General features: G+C 68.7%; 17 protein-coding genes and 1 tRNA gene. 17 read left to right on the forward strand and 1 reads right to left on the reverse strand.

Going from position 1 to position 17033, the window contains the following annotated elements:
• From WFQ05_RS00770 to WFQ05_RS00790, 5 genes are all read left to right on the forward strand, one after another.
• On the forward strand, positions 1–375 hold the full coding sequence (locus WFQ05_RS00770) for a DUF3144 domain-containing protein (protein WP_337052232.1): 375 nt from the start codon (positions 1–3) through the stop codon (positions 373–375).
• The gene (trpA, locus tag WFQ05_RS00775; RefSeq protein ID WP_130518841.1) at positions 372–1184 is read left to right on the forward strand and encodes a tryptophan synthase subunit alpha; all 813 of its coding nucleotides are present in this window, start codon (positions 372–374) and stop codon (positions 1182–1184) included. Before WFQ05_RS00770 ends, trpA begins: the two co-directional genes overlap by 4 nt.
• A gap of 57 nt (positions 1185–1241) precedes the next feature.
• Positions 1242–2129: an acetyl-CoA carboxylase, carboxyltransferase subunit beta gene (gene accD / locus WFQ05_RS00780; protein ID WP_130518839.1), complete on the forward strand. Its 888-nt coding sequence runs from the start codon at positions 1242–1244 to the stop codon at positions 2127–2129.
• On the forward strand, positions 2129–3493 hold the full coding sequence (glmM, locus tag WFQ05_RS00785; RefSeq protein ID WP_337052233.1) for a phosphoglucosamine mutase: 1365 nt from the start codon (positions 2129–2131) through the stop codon (positions 3491–3493). Before accD ends, glmM begins: the two co-directional genes overlap by 1 nt.
• A 124-nt stretch (positions 3494–3617) precedes the next feature.
• Positions 3618–4571, forward strand: coding sequence for a 2-oxoglutarate and iron-dependent oxygenase domain-containing protein (locus tag WFQ05_RS00790; protein WP_130522225.1), 954 nt, complete (start codon positions 3618–3620; stop codon positions 4569–4571).
• Positions 4572–5021: 450 nt separating this feature from the next.
• Here WFQ05_RS00790 and WFQ05_RS00795 read toward each other — a convergent pair whose 3' ends face one another.
• Positions 5022–5840, reverse strand: coding sequence for an SDR family oxidoreductase (locus tag WFQ05_RS00795; protein WP_337052234.1), 819 nt, complete (start codon positions 5838–5840; stop codon positions 5022–5024).
• Between the two features lie 168 nt (positions 5841–6008).
• Here WFQ05_RS00795 and tpiA point away from each other — a divergent pair, with 168 nt between their 5' ends.
• The 12 genes from tpiA to nuoI all read left to right on the forward strand — a co-directional run bounded on the left by tpiA (position 6009) and on the right by nuoI (position 17026).
• Positions 6009–6761 (forward strand): triose-phosphate isomerase, encoded by a 753-nt coding sequence (gene tpiA / locus WFQ05_RS00800; RefSeq protein WP_337052236.1) that lies wholly within the window; start codon positions 6009–6011, stop codon positions 6759–6761.
• 68 nt (positions 6762–6829) lie between these two features.
• Positions 6830–7234, forward strand: a complete 405-nt coding sequence (secG, locus tag WFQ05_RS00805; RefSeq protein ID WP_130519306.1) for a preprotein translocase subunit SecG — start codon at positions 6830–6832, stop codon at positions 7232–7234.
• Positions 7235–7280: 46 nt separating this feature from the next.
• Positions 7281–7365 (forward strand) — tRNA-Leu (locus WFQ05_RS00810).
• Positions 7366–8328: 963 nt separating this feature from the next.
• The gene (locus WFQ05_RS00815; RefSeq protein ID WP_130521787.1) at positions 8329–8685 is read left to right on the forward strand and encodes an NADH-quinone oxidoreductase subunit A; all 357 of its coding nucleotides are present in this window, start codon (positions 8329–8331) and stop codon (positions 8683–8685) included.
• Positions 8676–9230 carry an NADH-quinone oxidoreductase subunit B gene (locus WFQ05_RS00820; RefSeq protein ID WP_130521786.1) on the forward strand — a complete coding sequence of 185 codons (555 nt, stop codon included), beginning with the start codon at positions 8676–8678 and terminating at the stop codon, positions 9228–9230. Before WFQ05_RS00815 ends, WFQ05_RS00820 begins: the two co-directional genes overlap by 10 nt.
• Before the next feature lie 30 nt (positions 9231–9260).
• The gene (locus tag WFQ05_RS00825) at positions 9261–10013 is read left to right on the forward strand and encodes an NADH-quinone oxidoreductase subunit C (RefSeq protein WP_130521785.1); all 753 of its coding nucleotides are present in this window, start codon (positions 9261–9263) and stop codon (positions 10011–10013) included.
• Positions 10010–11335 carry an NADH-quinone oxidoreductase subunit D gene (locus WFQ05_RS00830; RefSeq protein WP_130529639.1) on the forward strand — a complete coding sequence of 442 codons (1326 nt, stop codon included), beginning with the start codon at positions 10010–10012 and terminating at the stop codon, positions 11333–11335. Before WFQ05_RS00825 ends, WFQ05_RS00830 begins: the two co-directional genes overlap by 4 nt.
• Positions 11332–11859: an NADH-quinone oxidoreductase subunit NuoE gene (nuoE, locus tag WFQ05_RS00835; protein ID WP_130521783.1), complete on the forward strand. Its 528-nt coding sequence runs from the start codon at positions 11332–11334 to the stop codon at positions 11857–11859. The genes WFQ05_RS00830 and nuoE overlap by 4 nt, the downstream gene beginning before the upstream one ends.
• Positions 11860–11863: 4 nt before the next feature.
• Entirely contained in the window at positions 11864–13201 is a 1338-nt protein-coding gene (gene nuoF, locus WFQ05_RS00840; protein WP_130521782.1) for an NADH-quinone oxidoreductase subunit NuoF, read from the forward strand.
• Positions 13198–15444, forward strand: a complete 2247-nt coding sequence (nuoG, locus tag WFQ05_RS00845) for an NADH-quinone oxidoreductase subunit NuoG (RefSeq protein ID WP_337052241.1) — start codon at positions 13198–13200, stop codon at positions 15442–15444. The genes nuoF and nuoG overlap by 4 nt, the downstream gene beginning before the upstream one ends.
• Positions 15441–16532 (forward strand): NADH-quinone oxidoreductase subunit NuoH, encoded by a 1092-nt coding sequence (gene nuoH / locus WFQ05_RS00850; protein WP_130521780.1) that lies wholly within the window; start codon positions 15441–15443, stop codon positions 16530–16532. Before nuoG ends, nuoH begins: the two co-directional genes overlap by 4 nt.
• A 5-nt stretch (positions 16533–16537) precedes the next feature.
• The gene (nuoI, locus tag WFQ05_RS00855) at positions 16538–17026 is read left to right on the forward strand and encodes an NADH-quinone oxidoreductase subunit NuoI (protein WP_130521779.1); all 489 of its coding nucleotides are present in this window, start codon (positions 16538–16540) and stop codon (positions 17024–17026) included.
• Positions 17027–17033: the final 7 nt, after the last annotated feature.

Consider the following 17033-nt stretch of genomic DNA (forward strand, 5'->3'; position numbering starts at 1 on the left):
ATGGCCGACGACACCCAGGCGCCGCCGAGCATCGACGCTCCGCTGGACCCGCAGTTCTTCGATGTGGTCAACAAGTTCGTGCAGCTGGCCAACCGCCAGGGCGGCATCCACGGCAGCAAGCGCACCAGCTTCGCCGCGCTCTACGGCGTGGCCCGCTACAACGCACACGTCTACCTGACGGTCGAGCCGACCCCGGCCGAGTCGCGCCAGGGCTTCCTGGACTACATGACCGGCCTGTACCGGCGCATGCTCAACGAGCACCTGGACATCCTCGGCGCCGAGCGCGGCGTGGACGTGGGCGCCTCGGAGCTGGCCGCCGCCTATGCCGCCGCCCAGCAGGCCGAGCAGGCCTCGCGCGACAGCCAGCCCGAATGAACCGCCTGGACACCGCGCTGGCCGCGCGCAAGGCCGAGGGGCGCAAGGCGCTGGTCCCGTTCATCACCGCCGGCGATCCCTCGCTGGAGGCGACCGTGCCGGTCATGCACGCGCTGGTCGCCGCCGGCGCCGACGTGATCGAGCTGGGCGTGCCGTTCTCCGATCCGATGGCCGATGGCCCGACCATCCAACGCAGTTCCGAGCGCGCGCTGGGGCGCGGGGCCGGCCTGCGCTTCGTGCTCGAGGTGGTGCGCGCGTTCCGCCAGACCGATGCGACCACGCCGGTGGTGCTGATGGGCTACCTCAACCCGGTCGAGATCCACGGCGCCGAGCGCTTCGCGCGCGAGGCCACCGAGGCCGGCGTGGACGGCGCGCTGCTGGTCGACCTGCCGCCGGAAGAGGCGGCCCAGACCCGCGCCACCTTCAATGCCTACGGCCTGCAGTTGATCGCCCTGGCGGCGCCGACCACCAGCCCCGAGCGCATGGCGCTGCTGTGCGAGCAGGGCCAGGGCTATCTGTACTACGTCAGCTTCGCCGGCGTGACCGGCGCCTCGGACCGGCTGGACACCCAGGCCGCCGGCGAGCGCCTGCGCACCCTGCGTGCGGCCGCCAGCGTGCCGGTGGTGGTGGGCTTCGGCATCAAGGACGCGGCCAGCGCGGCGGCCATGGCGCCGGCGGCCGACGGGGTCGTGGTCGGCAGCGCCCTGGTCGAGGCCATTGCTGCGGCGCAAAACCCGGCGCAGGCGGCTGAACTGGCCGGAACCTTCCTGCGGCCGCTGCGTGAGGCGCTGGATCAGGCGCTGGGCTAAACTGCCGCGCTTGATCCCGCGCCCCCGGGGCGCGCCGTACCAGGTTTCCAAACACGCATGAGCTGGCTGAGCAAACTGATGCCCTCGGGCATCCGCACCGACGCGGCGACCCGCAAACCCAAGCGCAGCGTCCCCGAGGGGCTCTGGGAGAAGTGCGACAACTGCGGCGCGGTGCTGTACCGGCCCGAGCTCGAGGAAAACCTCGAGGTCTGCCCCAAGTGCGGCCACCACATGGCCATCCGCGCCCGCGCGCGACTGGCGGCGCTGTTCGACGCCGGCAGCACCACCGAGCTGGGCGCCGCGCTGGGCCCGACCGACGTGCTCAAGTTCCGCGACCAGAAGAAGTACTCCGACCGGATCAAGGCCGCGCAGAAGGCCACCGGCGAGCGCGACGCGCTGATCACCCTGCAGGGCCAGGTCAAGGGCCGCGCGCTGGTCGCCAGCGCCTTCGATTTCGCCTACATGGGCGGCTCGATGGGTTCGGTGGTGGGCGAGCGCTTCACCCTGGGCGCGGAGAAGGCGCTGGAGCTGGGCTGCCCGTTCGTGTGCTTCTCGGCCTCGGGCGGCGCGCGCATGCAGGAGAGCCTGTTCTCGCTGCTGCAGATGGCCAAGACCTCGGCCGCGCTGGGGCGCCTGCGCGCGGCCGGCCTGCCGTACATCTCGGTGCTGACCCATCCCACCACCGGCGGCGTGTCGGCCAGCTTCGCCATGCTGGGCGACATCAACATCGCCGAGCCCAAGGCGCTGATCGGCTTCGCCGGTCCGCGCGTGATCGAGCAGACCGTGCGCGAGACGCTGCCGGAGGGCTTCCAGCGCTCCGAGTTCTTGCTCGACCACGGCGCCATCGACCAGATCTGCGACCGCCGCGAACTGCGCGACCGCCTGGCCGACCTGTGCGCGCTGATGATGAAGCAGACCCGGCCGGTCGAACCCGAGGTCGCCTGATGGTCGCCAGCCGGAAGTACTTCGGCACCGACGGGATCCGCGGGCGCGTCGGCCAGGGGCCGATCTCGGCCGACTTCATGCTGCGCCTGGGCAATGCCTATGGCCATGCCCTGGCCGCGCGCGTGCGCCGCGCCGGCGCGGGCAAGCCGGTGGTGATCATCGGCAAGGACACGCGCATCTCCAACTACATGTTCGAGGCCGCGCTCGAGGCCGGGCTGGTCGCCGCCGGCGTGGACGTGCAGCTGATGGGGCCGATGCCCACGCCGGCCGTCTCACACCTGACCCGTGCGCTGCGCGCCTCCGGCGGCATCGTCATCTCCGCCTCGCACAACCCGCATTACGACAACGGCATCAAGTTCTTCTCTGCCGAGGGCGAGAAGCTCGACGACGCCACTGAGCTGGCGATCGAGGCCGCGCTGGACCAGCCGTTCCGCACCGTCGCCTCCGAGGCGCTGGGCAAGGCCGTGCGCACCCGCGACGCGGTCGGCCGCTACGTGGAAAGCTGCAAGAACTCGGTCCCGCGCGAGTTCGACCTGACCGGCATGAAGATCGTGGTCGACTGCGCCAACGGTGCCACCTACCAGGTCGCACCGATCGTGCTGCGCGAACTCGGCGCGCGCGTGGAGGTCATCGGCGATGCGCCCAACGGCCTGAACATCAACGACGGCGTCGGCTCGACCCATCCCGAGGGCCTGGCCCGGCGCGTGGTGCTGTCCGGCGCCGACCTGGGCATCGCCTTCGACGGCGACGGCGATCGCGTGCTGTTCGTCGATGGCCATGGCCGCGTGATCGATGGCGACGGCCTGCTGTACGTGCTGGCCAGCGACTGGAAGCGGTCCGGGCGCCTGCATGGCGCGGTGGTCGGCACGCTGATGACCAACTACGGGCTGGAGCGGGCGCTGGGCGAGCAGGGCATCGCCTTCACCCGCGCCAAGGTCGGCGACCGCTACGTACACCAGGCCCTGGTCGATGGCGGCGGCGTGCTCGGCGGCGAAGCTTCCGGTCACATCCTGTGCCTGGACCGGGCCAACACCGGCGATGGCATCGTCAGCGCGCTGCAGGTGCTGGAAGTCCTGCACCGCACCGGCCGCCGCCTGGACCAGGCCCTGGCCGGCCTGACCATGCTGCCGCAGCGCACCACCAACGTGCGCCTGGACGGCGTGGCCGCCAAAGCCGTGGTCGAGGCGCAGACCGTTCAGACCGCGCTCCACCAGGCCCAGGCCGCCGTGGCCGGGCGCGGGCGCGCGTTCCTGCGCCCGTCCGGCACCGAGCCGGTGGTGCGCGTGACGGTGGAAGCCGACGACGACGCGCTGATGCAGGCCACGCTCGACACCCTGGCCGGGGCGGTGCGTGCCGCGGCATGAGAAAGTGCTGATCGCCCTGGGCGTGGCCGTCGTCAAGGCGCTCACGCTCTGGGCCCTGTACCTGCTGCTGCGTTAGGGCCCGAGGCGATAAACTGGAAGGCCACGTTCACCTTCCGGTTTGCCCATGAGCAGCGCCATTCCCACCCTCGACATCGCCCGCTTCATCTCGCCCGTCAGCGCCGCCGACCGCGAGGCGTTCGTGGCCGAACTGGGCGCCGCCTATCGCGAGTGGGGCTTCGCCGGCATCCGCAACCACGGCATCCCGCAGGCCGACATCGACGCGGCCTACGAGGTGTTCAAGAACTTCTTCGCGCTGCCGGACGAGGCCAAGCTAAAGTACCGCGTGCCCGGCATCGGCGGCGCGCGCGGCTACACCGCCTTCGGCGTGGAGACGGCGAAGGATTCCAAGCATTTCGACCTGAAGGAGTTCTGGCACGTCGGCCGCGAACTCCCCGCCGACTCCAAGTACGCCGGCGTCATGCCCGCCAACCTGTGGCCGGACGAGGTGCCCAACTTCCGCGAGCACGCCTACGGCCTGTACCGGCAGCTCGATGCGCTGGGCAGCCACGTGCTGGCCGCGCTGGCGCTGCACATCGGCCTGCCGGAGGACTACTTCGCCGACAAGACCGATGCGGGCAACTCGATCCTGCGCCCGATCCACTATCCGCCGATCACCAGCGACGACATCCCGAACGTGCGCGCCGGCGCGCACGAGGACATCAACCTGATCACGCTGCTGGTCGGCGCCAGCGCCGCCGGCCTGGAAGTGAAGTCGCGCGAGGGCCAGTGGGTGCCCTTCACCAGCGACGCGGACACCATCGTGGTCAACATCGGCGACATGCTGCAGCGCCTGACCAACCATGTGTATCCCTCCACCACGCACCGGGTCACCAACCCGCCGGGCGAGGAGGCGCGCAAGCCGCGCTATTCGGTGCCGTTCTTCCTGCACCCCAATCCGGACTTCCTGATCGACGTGCTGCCTTCGACGATCACTCCGGACAACCCCAAGCGCTATCCCCAGGCCATCACCGCCCAGGACTACCTGGACGAGCGCCTGCGCGAGATCAAGCTGAAGTAAGCCGCGTCGCCGACGCGCACGGCTCCTGGGCTCGTCAGCCCTAACCGGTTGACGCTCAGTTGGGACAGCGCGTCACGCTTCTGTGGGAGCGACTCTCTCCCCGCCACGTCGCGGCCATTTTTGTAGAGCGGAGCTTGTGGCAATCCCCTTTTGGGGACTCCGCTGCGTTTGGGCCGGATCATTGGGAAAGCCCCAGCGGAGCAAGCTCCGCTCTACAGGTGGAGGCCTTCAGGCGCTACGTGCGAGGCGGCGGGCCGGCGGGCGGTGGTCGCGACGAGCGAGGCAGCAAGCCGAGTGCCTTAAGGCAGGGCAGGATGCCCTGACCGAGGGAAAAGCGGGTACCGCCCGCCGGACCGCAGCCCCTCCGAAGCCGGAGCGCTCCCGCTCGAGCGCCGGAACGCACGAGCCGCTGTGAGAAGCGCTTGAAGTGAGGCCGGGTGCGCGAAAGCCTCAAACCTGCGCACGCACCTTGCGCGAGCTGCGCGCCATCAGCGCCAGCAGCCACGATTGCGGCAGGTGGCGCACCACGTGGTACAGCAGCCGCCAGCGCCAGCCCGGGATCACCAGCACCTGGCCGCGCTCCACCCCCGCGATGCCCTCGCGCACGACCTCCTCGGCGCTCAGCCAGATCCACCGTGGCAGGCGCGACATCTGCTCGCGCGTGCCCGTGACATCGTGGAACTCCGACCAGGTGAAGCCCGGGCACAGCGCGCAGACCCGCACGCCGCGGTCGGCATACTCCAGCGACAGCGACTGACTCATCGCCACCAGCCAGGCCTTGGCCGGCGCATACAGCGTCTGCCCGTCGGCCCCGGGCACCAGTGCGGCGAACGAGGCCACATTGATGATCCGCCCCGATCCACTGGCGGCGATCTGCGGCAACAGGCGCCAGGTCAGCTCGCACAGCGCAGTCACCATCAGCTGGATGAAACGCGCATGCACGCTCCAGTCGCGCGTGAGGTAGCGGCCCGGCACCCCGTAGCCCGCGTTGTTGACGAGCATCTGGACCCGCAGCCCGCGCCGCGCGATCTCCTCGGCGATCCGGGCGGGCGCGGCCGGATCCTCCAGATCGGCGGCGATCACCTGCACGTCCACCTGCGCCCCCAGTGCAGTGGCCAGCGCCTGCAGCCGTTCGGCGCGGCGCGCGGTGAGGATCAGCGGCACGCCGCGCGCGGCGTACTGACGGGCGAATTCGGCCCCGATGCCGGCCGAGGCGCCCGTGATCAGTGCATAGCCGGGGTGTTGCGCAGGAACGGCGGTCGAGGACATGGCGGGCGCGAGACGGGAAGAGGGCGCCAGTGTGCATCCCCGGGCAGCGCCCGCGCACGGACGCCGCAAGGGCAGGGCGGCCGCCCGCGGGTGTGTGGGGCGGCTTCGTCAGCGAGCCACCACGGACGAGGCGGTATGCTGCCCCGCCTGATGTTCATAGGAGTTGTCATGCGCCGCAGGATCGTCGCCGGAAACTGGAAGCTGCACGGCAGCCGCGATTTCGCCACGGCTCTGGTCGGAGAACTGGCAGAAGCCCTGCCCGTGCCGGGTGTCGAAGTGGTGGTGCTGCCGCCGCTGCCTTACCTGGGCGATCTGATCGAGGACTTCGAGGGCAGGCCCATCGCCTTCGGCGCGCAGGACGTCAGCGCCAACGAGAAGGGCGCCTACACCGGCGAGGTCTCCGCCGCGATGCTGGTCGATGTCGGCGCCACCTACGGCCTGGTCGGGCATTCCGAGCGCCGCCAGTACCACCACGAGAGCAGCCAGCTGGTCGCGCGCAAGTTCATGGCCGCGCGCAATGCCGGCCTGGTGCCGGTGCTGTGCGTGGGCGAGACCCTGGAGCAGCGCGAGGCCGGCCAGACCGAGCAGGTCATCGCCGCCCAGCTCGAGCCCGTGCTGGCGCTGGCCGGCAGCGCCGGCTTCGACGGTGCGGTGGTGGCCTACGAGCCGGTCTGGGCGATCGGCACCGGCCGCACCGCGACCCCGCAGCAGGCCCAGGACGTCCACGCCTTCATCCGTGGCGTGGTGGCGCGCGTGGATGCTAGAATCGCCGATTCGTTGCCCCTGCTGTACGGCGGCAGCGTCAAGCCCGACAACGCCGCCGAGCTGTTCGCCCAGCCCGATGTCGACGGCGGGCTGGTCGGAGGCGCCTCGCTGGTGGCCGCCGACTTCCTGGCCATCGCCCGCGCGGCGGCCGAGTAGACACAGACTTCATGGCGCCGTCGCTGCCAAGCGGCGGGGCCTTTCAACGAGAAACACGATCCATGTCGATGTTGATGCTGATCCTCAATGTGGTCTACGTGCTGGTGGCGGTGGCCATCATCGGCCTGGTGCTGATGCAGCGCGGGACCGGCGCCCAGGCCGGGTCCGGCTTCGGTGCGGGCGCTTCGGGCACCGTGTTCGGTGCGCGCGGCGCGTCCAACTTCCTGTCCAAGAGCACCAAGTGGCTGGCCGTGGCGTTCTTCGCCATCAGCCTGTTCATGGCCTGGAGCGCCTCGCGCACCGCGCACACCGGCAGCGCGCAGCAGGATCTGGGCATCATGTCGCAGCAGCCGGTCGCCCCGGCGCCGGCCGACACGGTCGCGCCCGCCGCTTCCGCGCCGGCCGCCCAGCCCGCGCCTTCGGCCCCGGCGCAGCCCGAGGCCACCAAGCCGGCTCCCACTCCGGCCCAGTGACACGTACAATGCCGGCCCGCGCGATGCGAGCCGGCAGGCAAGCTTTGCCCAGGTGGCGGAATTGGTAGACGCACTACCTTGAGGTGGTAGCGGCGAAAGTCGTAGGGGTTCGAGTCCCCTCTTGGGCACCACACAACGCGGTAAACGAAAAGGGCCTTGTCGGGCCCTTTTTCGTTGGATGCCTTCCGATCAAGAGCTGCGTTGCCTTCGCGCTCTGGCTTCGACAGGGGCAGCGGTCCGGCGGGCAGTGGTCGCTTTTCCCTCGGTCAGGGCATCCTGCCCCGCCCTAAGGCGCTCGGCATCCTGCCTCGCTAGGCGCGGCCACCGCCCGCCGGCCGCTGCCTCGCGCGTCAGGTCACAGGGCTTCGGTTTGAGCCCCCTCCCTTGCGCGCAGCGCAGGGGAGGGATGGGGAGGGGTCGGGGCTTTACCGGAAGCCACCGAAGCGAAGAGCAAAAGCATGCCGCCCCGGCCCTCCCCTTCGCCTGCGGCGAAAGGGAGGGGGCAAAGCGCTTGCTCGACGCCTTTGAGTTGGAAGATTCGCCGCAGAGCCTCGACCCGGTCGGGCGCGCGGAGAGCCGGCCTTAGGATGACCCGCGACGGCAAGTCCACCGTCGAGGGCGGACCGAGCCAAGGAGTCGCGCCCGGCGGGGTCGAGGCTGGGCGGCGGAGTGCGCTTTTCGCCGTCGAAGCGCGTCATGAGCCGCTTCGCGTCCCCGTGCTCTGATGAAGAGCCCTTCCGTCGCCGTCGCCGCGGGAGCGCCGGCCAGGCGCTGCGGGCCTGTCGCGGCGCCGGCAAGGATGGCGAATTCGCGGCACGATCCAAAACCGCGAAATCGTTTACTCGGCAGTTCAGTGACCGCTACAATTGTCAGGTTCGCAGCAGTGTCCGGTACGAGAAGCGGAAGGACACGCGGCGAAGCGCCCGGCCATGCCGGGCCGGATCGGGATGGCAGGGCACTGCCGAGGTCCCGCGCCCGGCCCGTCAACACGGTGGATCCGCAAGGCTGGACCCGTCAGCGACCTCTGCACGCTTCTGCCGCACTGCGGCAGTAGACTGTGCCCCGGTCGCGGGAATTAAAAGAGAGAACTGCGAGTGCTGGCCAATTACCTGCCGAACCTGCTTTTCCTGATCGTCGCCACCGGCATCGGCATCGCGCTGATGATCATCGGTCGCCTCATCGGCCCGCGTCGCCCCGACGCCGAGAAACTCTCCCCCTACGAATGCGGCTTCGAGGCATTCGAGGACGCGCGCATGAAGTTCGATGTGCGCTACTACCTGATCGCCATCCAGTTCATCGTCTTCGACCTGGAAATCATCTTCATCGTGCCGTGGACCCAGGTGTTCATGGACATCGGTGCGCGCTCCCTGGTCACCATGGGCCTGTTCGTGGGCATGCTGTTCCTGGGCTTCATTTACGTCTGGAAGAAGGGAGCGCTCGAATGGGAGTGATCCAAACCATCGACAAGCTGATGACCAACCCGATCCCGGAAGGGCGGGTGGACGACATCCTGCGGCCGGAAGGCGACAACCCGCTGCTGGAAAAAGGCTATGTCACCACCAGCGTCGACGCGCTGATGAACTGGGCCCGCACCGGCTCGATGTGGCCGATGACCTTCGGCCTGGCCTGCTGCGCGGTGGAGATGATGCATGCCGGCGCCGCGCGCCTGGACCTGGACCGCTACGGGGTCGTGTTCCGCCCCAGCCCGCGCCAGTCCGACGTGATGATCGTGGCCGGCACCCTGGTCAACAAGATGGCCCCGGCGCTGCGCAAGGTCTACGACCAGATGCCGGACCCGAAGTGGGTCATCTCGATGGGCAGCTGCGCCAACGGCGGCGGCTACTACCACTATTCCTACTCGGTGGTGCGCGGCTGCGACCGCATCGTGCCGGTCGACGTCTATGTGCCGGGCTGCCCGCCCACGGCCGAGGCGCTGGTCTACGGCATCCTGCAGCTGCAGAAGAAGATCTGGCGCACCCAGACCATCGCCCGCTGATCCACTCCTTTCAGAGCACGCAAAGCCCCCATGGCAGAGCAAGCCCTTTATACCGACACGCTGCGCGCCCGTTTCCCGGACGCGGCCGTGACCGTTTCGCCCTCGGGCGAGACCACCATCGAGGTTCCGCACGCGCTGTGGCACGAGCTGTGCCTGGCGCTGCGCGACGACTTCGGCTTCGAGCAGCTCACCGACCTGTGCGGCGTGGACTACCTCGGCTACGGCAGCGATGAGTGGGATACCTCGGACGTTTCCTCGCAGGGCTTCTCGCGCGGCGTGGAAGGCAAGGCCGTCGGCCGCTTCGCCTGGGGCGAGTTCCCCACCCGCGAGAACGGCAACGCCGGCGGCATCGGTGAGGTGCCGGTGCCGACCAACCGCTTCGCCGCGGTGGCGCACCTGATCTCCTACCAGCACAACCGCCGCGTGCGCCTGCGCTGCTTCGCGCCCAACGACGACGTGCCGGTGGTGGCCTCGGTCACCGACATCTGGCCGGGCGCCAACTGGTTCGAGCGCGAGGCCTTCGACCTGTTCGGCATCGTCTTCTCCGGCCATCCGGACCTGCGCCGCATCCTCACCGACTACGGCTTCGTGGGCCATCCGTTCCGCAAGGATTTCCCGCTGATCGGCAACGTCGAGGTGCGCTACGACGAAGAGCGCAAGCGCGTGGTCTACGAGCCGGTGACCTCGGTCGAGCCGCGCGTGGGCGTGCCGCGCGTGATCCGTGAGGACGCGCGCTACCAGACCGCCGCCGGCGAAGCCGCGGCGCGGGAGTCGAAGTCATGAGCGCACAGATCCAGCCATCGCACGTCAACCAGGCCCATGCGCCTTTCGCGAGCAATCCCGCCGAGGCCCGGCAGGAGATCCGCAACTACACGATGAACTTCGGTCCGCAGCATCCTGCGGCCCACGGCGTGCTGCGCCTGATCCTGGAAATGGACGGCGAGACGGTGGTGCGCGCCGATCCGCATATCGGCCTGCTGCACCGGGGCACCGAGAAGCTGGCCGAGTCCAAGCCATTCAACCAGTCGATCGGCTACATGGATCGCCTGGACTACGTGTCGATGATGTGCAACGAGCACGCCTACGTGCGCGCCATCGAGACCCTGATGGGCATCGAGGCGCCGGTGCGTGCGCAGTACATCCGCACGATGTTCGACGAGATCACGCGCATCCTGAACCACCTGATGTGGGTCGGTTCCAACGCGCTGGACCTCGGCGCGATGGCGGTGATGCTGTACGCCTTCCGCGAGCGCGAGGAGCTGATGGACTGCTACGAGGCGGTCTCCGGCGCGCGCATGCACGCGACCTACTACCGTCCGGGCGGCGTCTACCGCGACCTGCCGGGGCAGATGCCCAAGTACAAGGAGTCGCCCTGGCACAAGGGTCAGGCGCTCAAGCACCTCAACGCCGCGCGCGAGGGTTCGCTGCTGGACTTCCTGGAGGAGTTCACCAAGACCTTCCCCTCGCGCGTGGACGAATACGAGACCCTGCTGACCGACAACCGCATCTGGAAGCAGCGCACCGTCGGCATCGGCGTGATCTCGCCCGAGCAGGCGCGCGCCTGGGGCATGACCGGCGTGATGCTGCGCGGCTCGGGCATCGAGTGGGACCTGCGCAAGAAGCAGCCCTACGCCAAGTACGACGCGGTGGATTTCGATATCCCGATCGGCCTCAACGGCGACTGCTACGACCGTTACCTGGTGCGCATCGCCGAGATGCGCGAGTCCAACCGCATCATCGCCCAGTGCGTGAAGTGGCTGAAGGCCAACCCGGGCCCGGTGATGATCGAGAACTTCAAGGTCGCCCCGCCCAGCCGCGAGTCCATGAAGGACGACATGGAAGCGCTGATCCACCACTTCAAGCTGTTCTCCGAAGGCTATTGCGTGCCGGCCGGCGAGACCTACAGCGCGGTGGAAGCGCCCAAGGGCGAATTCGGCTGCTACCTGGTCTCCGACGGCGCCAACAAGCCCTTCCGCGTGCACCTGCGCGCGCCAGGCTTCGTGCACCTTTCTTCGATGGACGCGATCGTGGTCGGGCACATGCTGCCCGACGTGGTGGCGATGATCGGTACCTATGATCTTGTCTTTGGTGAGGTGGACCGATGAGGGCCACAGGTAATTTCGAGAACGCGCGCCACGTCGACCCGATGGTCGTGCTGAGCGACGCCACGCGCGCCCACATCGACCACTGGTTGACCAAGTTCCCGCCGGATCGCAAGCGCTCGGCCGTGCTGCAGGGCCTGCACGCCGCGCAGGAGCAGAACGGCGGCTGGCTGACCGACGAGCTGATCGCCGGCGTGGCCAAGTACCTGGAGCTGCCGCCGGTGTGGGCCTACGAGGTCGCCAGCTTCTATTCGATGTTCGAGCTGGAGAAGGTCGGCCGCCACAACGTCGCCTTCTGCACCAACATCAGCTGCTGGCTCAATGGCGGTGAGGAACTGGCGCAGTACGCCGAGAAGAAGCTCGGCTGCAAGCGCGGCCAGTCCACCGCCGACGGCCGCATCTTCCTCAAGCGCGAGGAGGAGTGCCTGGCCGCATGTTCGGCCGCGCCGATGATGGTGATCAACGGCCACTACCACGAGCACCTCACGCCCGAAAAGGTCGATGAGCTGCTGGACGGCCTGGAGTAAGCGCATGGCACATTCCCACCCAGCTTCCACTGGCCCGGTCGGTCCCGCCCCGCAGCCGCATCAGGTGTGCCTGACCACGCTGCACTACGACACCCCGTGGTCGTACGAGAACTACCTCAAGACCGGCGGCTACGCCGCGCTGCGCAAGATCCTCGAAGAGAAGATCAGCCCGGCCGACGTGGTCGAGATGGTCAAGGCCTCCAACCTGCGCGGCCGCGGCGGCGCCGGCTTCCCGACCGGCCTGAAGTGGTCCTTCATGCCCAAGGGCGACATGCAGAAGTACATCCTCTGCAACTCGGACGAGTCCGAGCCGGGCACCTGCAAGGATCGCGACATCCTGCGTTACAACCCGCACTCGGTGGTGGAGGGCATGGCCATCGCCTGCTACGCCACCGGTTCGACCGTGGGCTACAACTATCTGCGCGGCGAGTTCCACCACGAGCCCTTCGAGCATTTCGAGCAGGCCCTGGCCGATGCCTACAAGCACGGCTGGCTGGGCAAGAACGTGCTCGGCTCGGGCGTGGACATCGACATCTACGCCGCGCTGGGCGCCGGCGCCTACATCTGCGGTGAGGAAACCGCGCTGATGGAGTCGCTGGAAGGCAAGAAGGGCCAGCCGCGCTACAAGCCGCCGTTCCCGGCCAACTTCGGCCTGTACGGCAAGCCCTCGACGATCAACAACACCGAGACCTACGCCTCGGTGCCGGCGATCATCCGCAACGGTCCGGAATGGTTCCTGGGCCTGTCCAAGACCAAGAACGGCGGTCCGAAGATCTTCTCGGTGTCCGGCTGCGTGGCCAAGGGCGGCAACTTCGAGGTGCCGCTGGGCACCACGTTCGATGAGCTGCTGGAAATGGCCGGCGGTCTCAAGCCGGGCCGCAAGCTCAAGGCCGCCGTCCCCGGCGGCGTGTCGATGCCGGTGCTCAAGGCCGACCAGCTCAAGGGCCTGCAGATGGACTACGACACGCTGCGCGCGCTGGGCACCGGCCTGGGCTCGGGCGCCATCGTGGTGCTGGACGACAGCGTGTGCTGCGTGCGCTTCGCCTGCCGCATCAGCCAGTTCTTCCACAAGGAATCCTGCGGCCAGTGCACGCCGTGCCGCGAAGGCACCGGCTGGATGCACCGGGTGCTGGAGCGCATCGTCGCCGGCAAGGGCACGATGGAAGACCTGCACCAGCTCAAGGCCGTGGCCGGCCAGATCGAAGGCCACACCATCTGCGCGTTCGGCGAGGCGGCGGCGTGGCCCATCCAGGGCTTCCTGCGCCAGTTCTGGGACGAGTTCGAGTACTACATCGTCAACGGTCGCTCGATCGTCGACGTCCAGCTGGAGGCCGCCGCATGAGCGCCCAACCGGTCGATCCCAACGTCCCGCCCGATCACGTCACCATCGAGATCGATGGCCGCGTCCTGTACGCGCCCAAGGGCTCGATGATCATCCAGGCCGCCGACAAGGCCGGCATCCCGATCCCGCGCTTCTGCTATCACGACAAGCTGTCCATCGCGGCCAACTGCCGCATGTGCCTGGTCGATACCGAAGTCGGCGGCCGCCCCGCGCCCAAGCCTTCGCCGGCCTGCGCCACGCCGGTCGGCGACGGGCTCAAGGTGTTCACGCGCAACGAGAAGGCGCTCAAGTACCAGCGCAGCGTGATGGAGTTCCTGCTGATCAACCATCCGCTGGACTGCCCGATCTGCGATCAGGGCGGCGAGTGCGAACTGCAGGACGTCTCGCTGGGCTATGGCCGCTCGGTCAGCCGCTTCAACGAACGCAAGCGCGTGGTGCCCGACGAGGACATCGGTCCGCTGGTCGCCACCGAGATGACCCGCTGCATCCAGTGCACGCGCTGCGTGCGCTTCACCGCGGAAGTGGCCGGCACCTACGAGCTGGGCGGCATGTACCGCGGCGAGAACCTGCAGATCGGCACCTACGACGGCAAGCCGCTGACCACCGAGCTGTCGGGCAATGTGGTCGACGTGTGCCCGGTCGGCGCGCTGACCAACAAGGTGTTCCAGTTCCGCGCCCGTCCGTGGGAGCTGCAGGCGCGCGAGTCGCTGGGCTTCCACGACGCGATGGGTTCCAACCTGTACGTGCACGTGCGTCGCGGCGAAGTGCTGCGCACCGTGCCGCGCGACAACGAGGCGGTCAACGAGTGCTGGCTGTCCGACCGCGACCGCTATTCGCACCAGGGCCTGTACGCCGCCGACCGCGCGGTCAAGCCGCTGCAGAAGGTCGATGGCGAGTGGAAGGAAGTGAGCTGGGCCGAGGGCCTGGCCGCCGCCGCCGAGATCCTCAAGGCCCACGCCGGCGATGAGCTCGGCGTGCTGGTCCACCCGGCCACCTCGAACGAGGAGGGCGGCCTGGTGGCGCGCCTGGCCGCGGGCCTGGGCAGCGGCAACCTCGACCATCGCATCTTGGCCAACGACCTGTCCGATGCCGCCGTCGCGCAGCCGTTCGGGCTGCCGCTGGCGCAGATCGAGAAGGCCGGGGCGATCGTGGTGTTCGGCAGCAATGTGCGCCACGAGCTGCCGCTGCTGCACCAGCGCATCCGCAAGGCGGTGCGCAACGGCGCCAAGGTGCACCTGGTCAATCCGGTGGACTTCGACTTCACCTTCAGCGCGGCCAGCAAGACCATCGTGCCGCCGTCGCAGCTGGCCGATGCGCTGGGCGCTTCGGCGCTGCGCGAGGCGGTGCAGGGCGCCAGCTCGGCGGTGGTGATCGTCGGTGCGCTGGCCGAGAACCATCCGCAGGCCGCCGCGCTGCGCAAGGCCGCCGCCGACTTCGCCGCGGCGACCGGCGCGGCGCTGTGCCGCATCCCGCAGGGCGCCAACGCCGTGGGCCTGGCCCGCGCCGGCGTGCTGCCGAGCGCGCGCGACGCGGCCGACATGGTCGCCCAGCCGCGCGCCGCCTATGTGATCTACGGCATCGAGCCGGGCCTGGATTTCGCCCATGGCTTCGCCACGCAGAAGGCGCTGACCGCGGCCAAGGTCGTGGCGTTCAGCCACTTCGCCTGCGCCTCCACCCGGCGCATGGCCGATGTGATCCTGCCGATCGGCGCGCTGCCGGAAATCGAGGCCACGCTGACCAATCTCGATGGCATCGAGCAGCGCACCCAGGCCGGCGGCAAGCTGCCGGGCGAGGCGCGCGAGGGCTGGAAGGTGCTGCGCGCCCTGGGCGGCGTGCTGGGTCTGCCGGGCTTCGACTTCACCGATCTGGCCGGCGCGCGCGCCAGCCTGGCCAACCCGGCCGCGGTGACGCCCAAGGCCTCGGCCGCGCCGTCGCTGGCCGGCGAGGGGCTGGAGGTGGTCGCCACCTGCGGCATCTACCGCACCGATGGCTTCGTGCGCCGCGCGCAAGCGCTGCAGGCCCACCCGCTCAACACCGCGCCCGGCATCAGCCTGCATCCGCAGGATGCGCAGGCGCTGGGGCTGGGCGAAGGGCAGGTGGCCAAGGTGCAGGCCGCCGATGGAACGGCCACCTTGCCGGTGGCGATCAATGACCGTGTCGCGCCGGGGTCGGCGTGGATCGAGTCGGGCCACGGCGCCACCGCGCCGATCGGCGCCGGCCGGGTGAAGGTGGTGGCTGCATGAACGAGCTGTTGATCAATGGCGTCAGCCCCCTGCGCGACTGGCTGCTCAGCCTGGGCGCGGGCGGCCTGATCGTATGGATCGTGCTGAAGATCCTGGTGATCACCATGCCGGTGATCATCACGGTGGCCTTCTACGTGGTCTGGGAGCGCAAGCTGATCGGCTGGATGCACGTGCGCCACGGGCCGATGTACGTGGGCATGGGCATCCTCCAGGCCTTCGCCGACGTGTTCAAGCTGCTGTTCAAGGAGATCATCCAGCCGGCCAGCGCGCAGAAGACGATCTACGTCCTGGCGCCGCTGATCACGCTGGCGCCGGCCTTCGCGGCCTGGGCGGTGATTCCCTTCGACGCGCAGCTGGTGCTGTCCAACGCCAACGCCGGCCTGCTGTACCTGCTGGCGATGACCTCGCTGGGTGTGTACGGCATCATCCTGGCCGGCTGGGCGTCCAACTCCAAGTACGCCTTCCTGGGCGCGCTGCGTTCGGCCGCGCAGGTGGTCAGCTACGAGATCGCGATGGGCTTCGCCCTGGTCGGCGTGATGATCGCGGCCGGCAGTCTCAACCTGTCCAGCATCGTCGAGGCCCAGCGCGGCAACGCCGGCTTGTTCGAGTGGTACTGGCTGCCGCTGTTCCCGTTGTTCATTGTGTACTGGGTGTCCGGCGTGGCCGAGACCAACCGCGCGCCGTTCGACGTGGTGGAAGGCGAATCGGAAATCGTCGCCGGCCACATGGTGGAGTACTCCGGCTCGGCGTTCGCGCTGTTCTTCCTGGCCGAATACGCCAACATGATCCTGGTCAGCTTCCTGGTCTCGATCTTCTTCATGGGCGGCTGGCTGAGCCCGATCCAGGGCTGGGTCACCGCCGATGTCTCGCCGTGGATCGACTGGGTCTGGAAGGGCGGCTGGCCGTGGCTGTTCGCCAAGGTCGTGTTCTTCATGAGCGCCTACATCTGGTTCCGCGCCAGCTTCCCGCGCTACCGCTATGACCAGATCATGCGGCTGGGCTGGAAGATCTTCATTCCCCTGACCATCGTGTGGATCGCCGTGACCGCGCTGATGGTGTTCTACGGCGTCATCCAGCGAGGCGCCTGACCGACATGAACAAGATCACCCATTACTTCAAGAGCCTGCTGCTGCTCGAACTGCTGCAGGGCCTGTGGCTGACGTTCAAGTACACGTTCAAGCCCAAGTACACGATGATGTACCCGATGGAGAAGTTCCCGCAGTCGCCGCGGTTCCGCGGGCTGCACGCGCTGCGCCGCTATCCCAACGGGGAAGAGCGCTGCATCGCCTGCAAGCTGTGCGAGGCGGTCTGCCCGGCGCTGGCCATCACCATCGATTCGACCAAGCGCGAGGACGGCACCCGCCGCACCACGCGCTACGACATCGACCTGTTCAAGTGCATCTACTGCGGCTTCTGCGAGGAAAGCTGCCCGGTGGACTCCATCGTGGAAACCCACGTGCTGGAGTACCACTTCGAGAACCGTGGCGAGAACGTCGTCACCAAGCCGCAGCTGCTGGCCATCGGCGACCGACTCGAGTCGGAAATCGCCGAACGCCGCGCCGCCGACGCCGCTTTCCGCTGAGGACGAG

The sequence above is a fragment of the Pseudoxanthomonas sp. USHLN014 genome (genome assembly GCF_037153335.1).
GTDB lineage: Bacteria > Pseudomonadota > Gammaproteobacteria > Xanthomonadales > Xanthomonadaceae > Pseudoxanthomonas_A > Pseudoxanthomonas_A winnipegensis.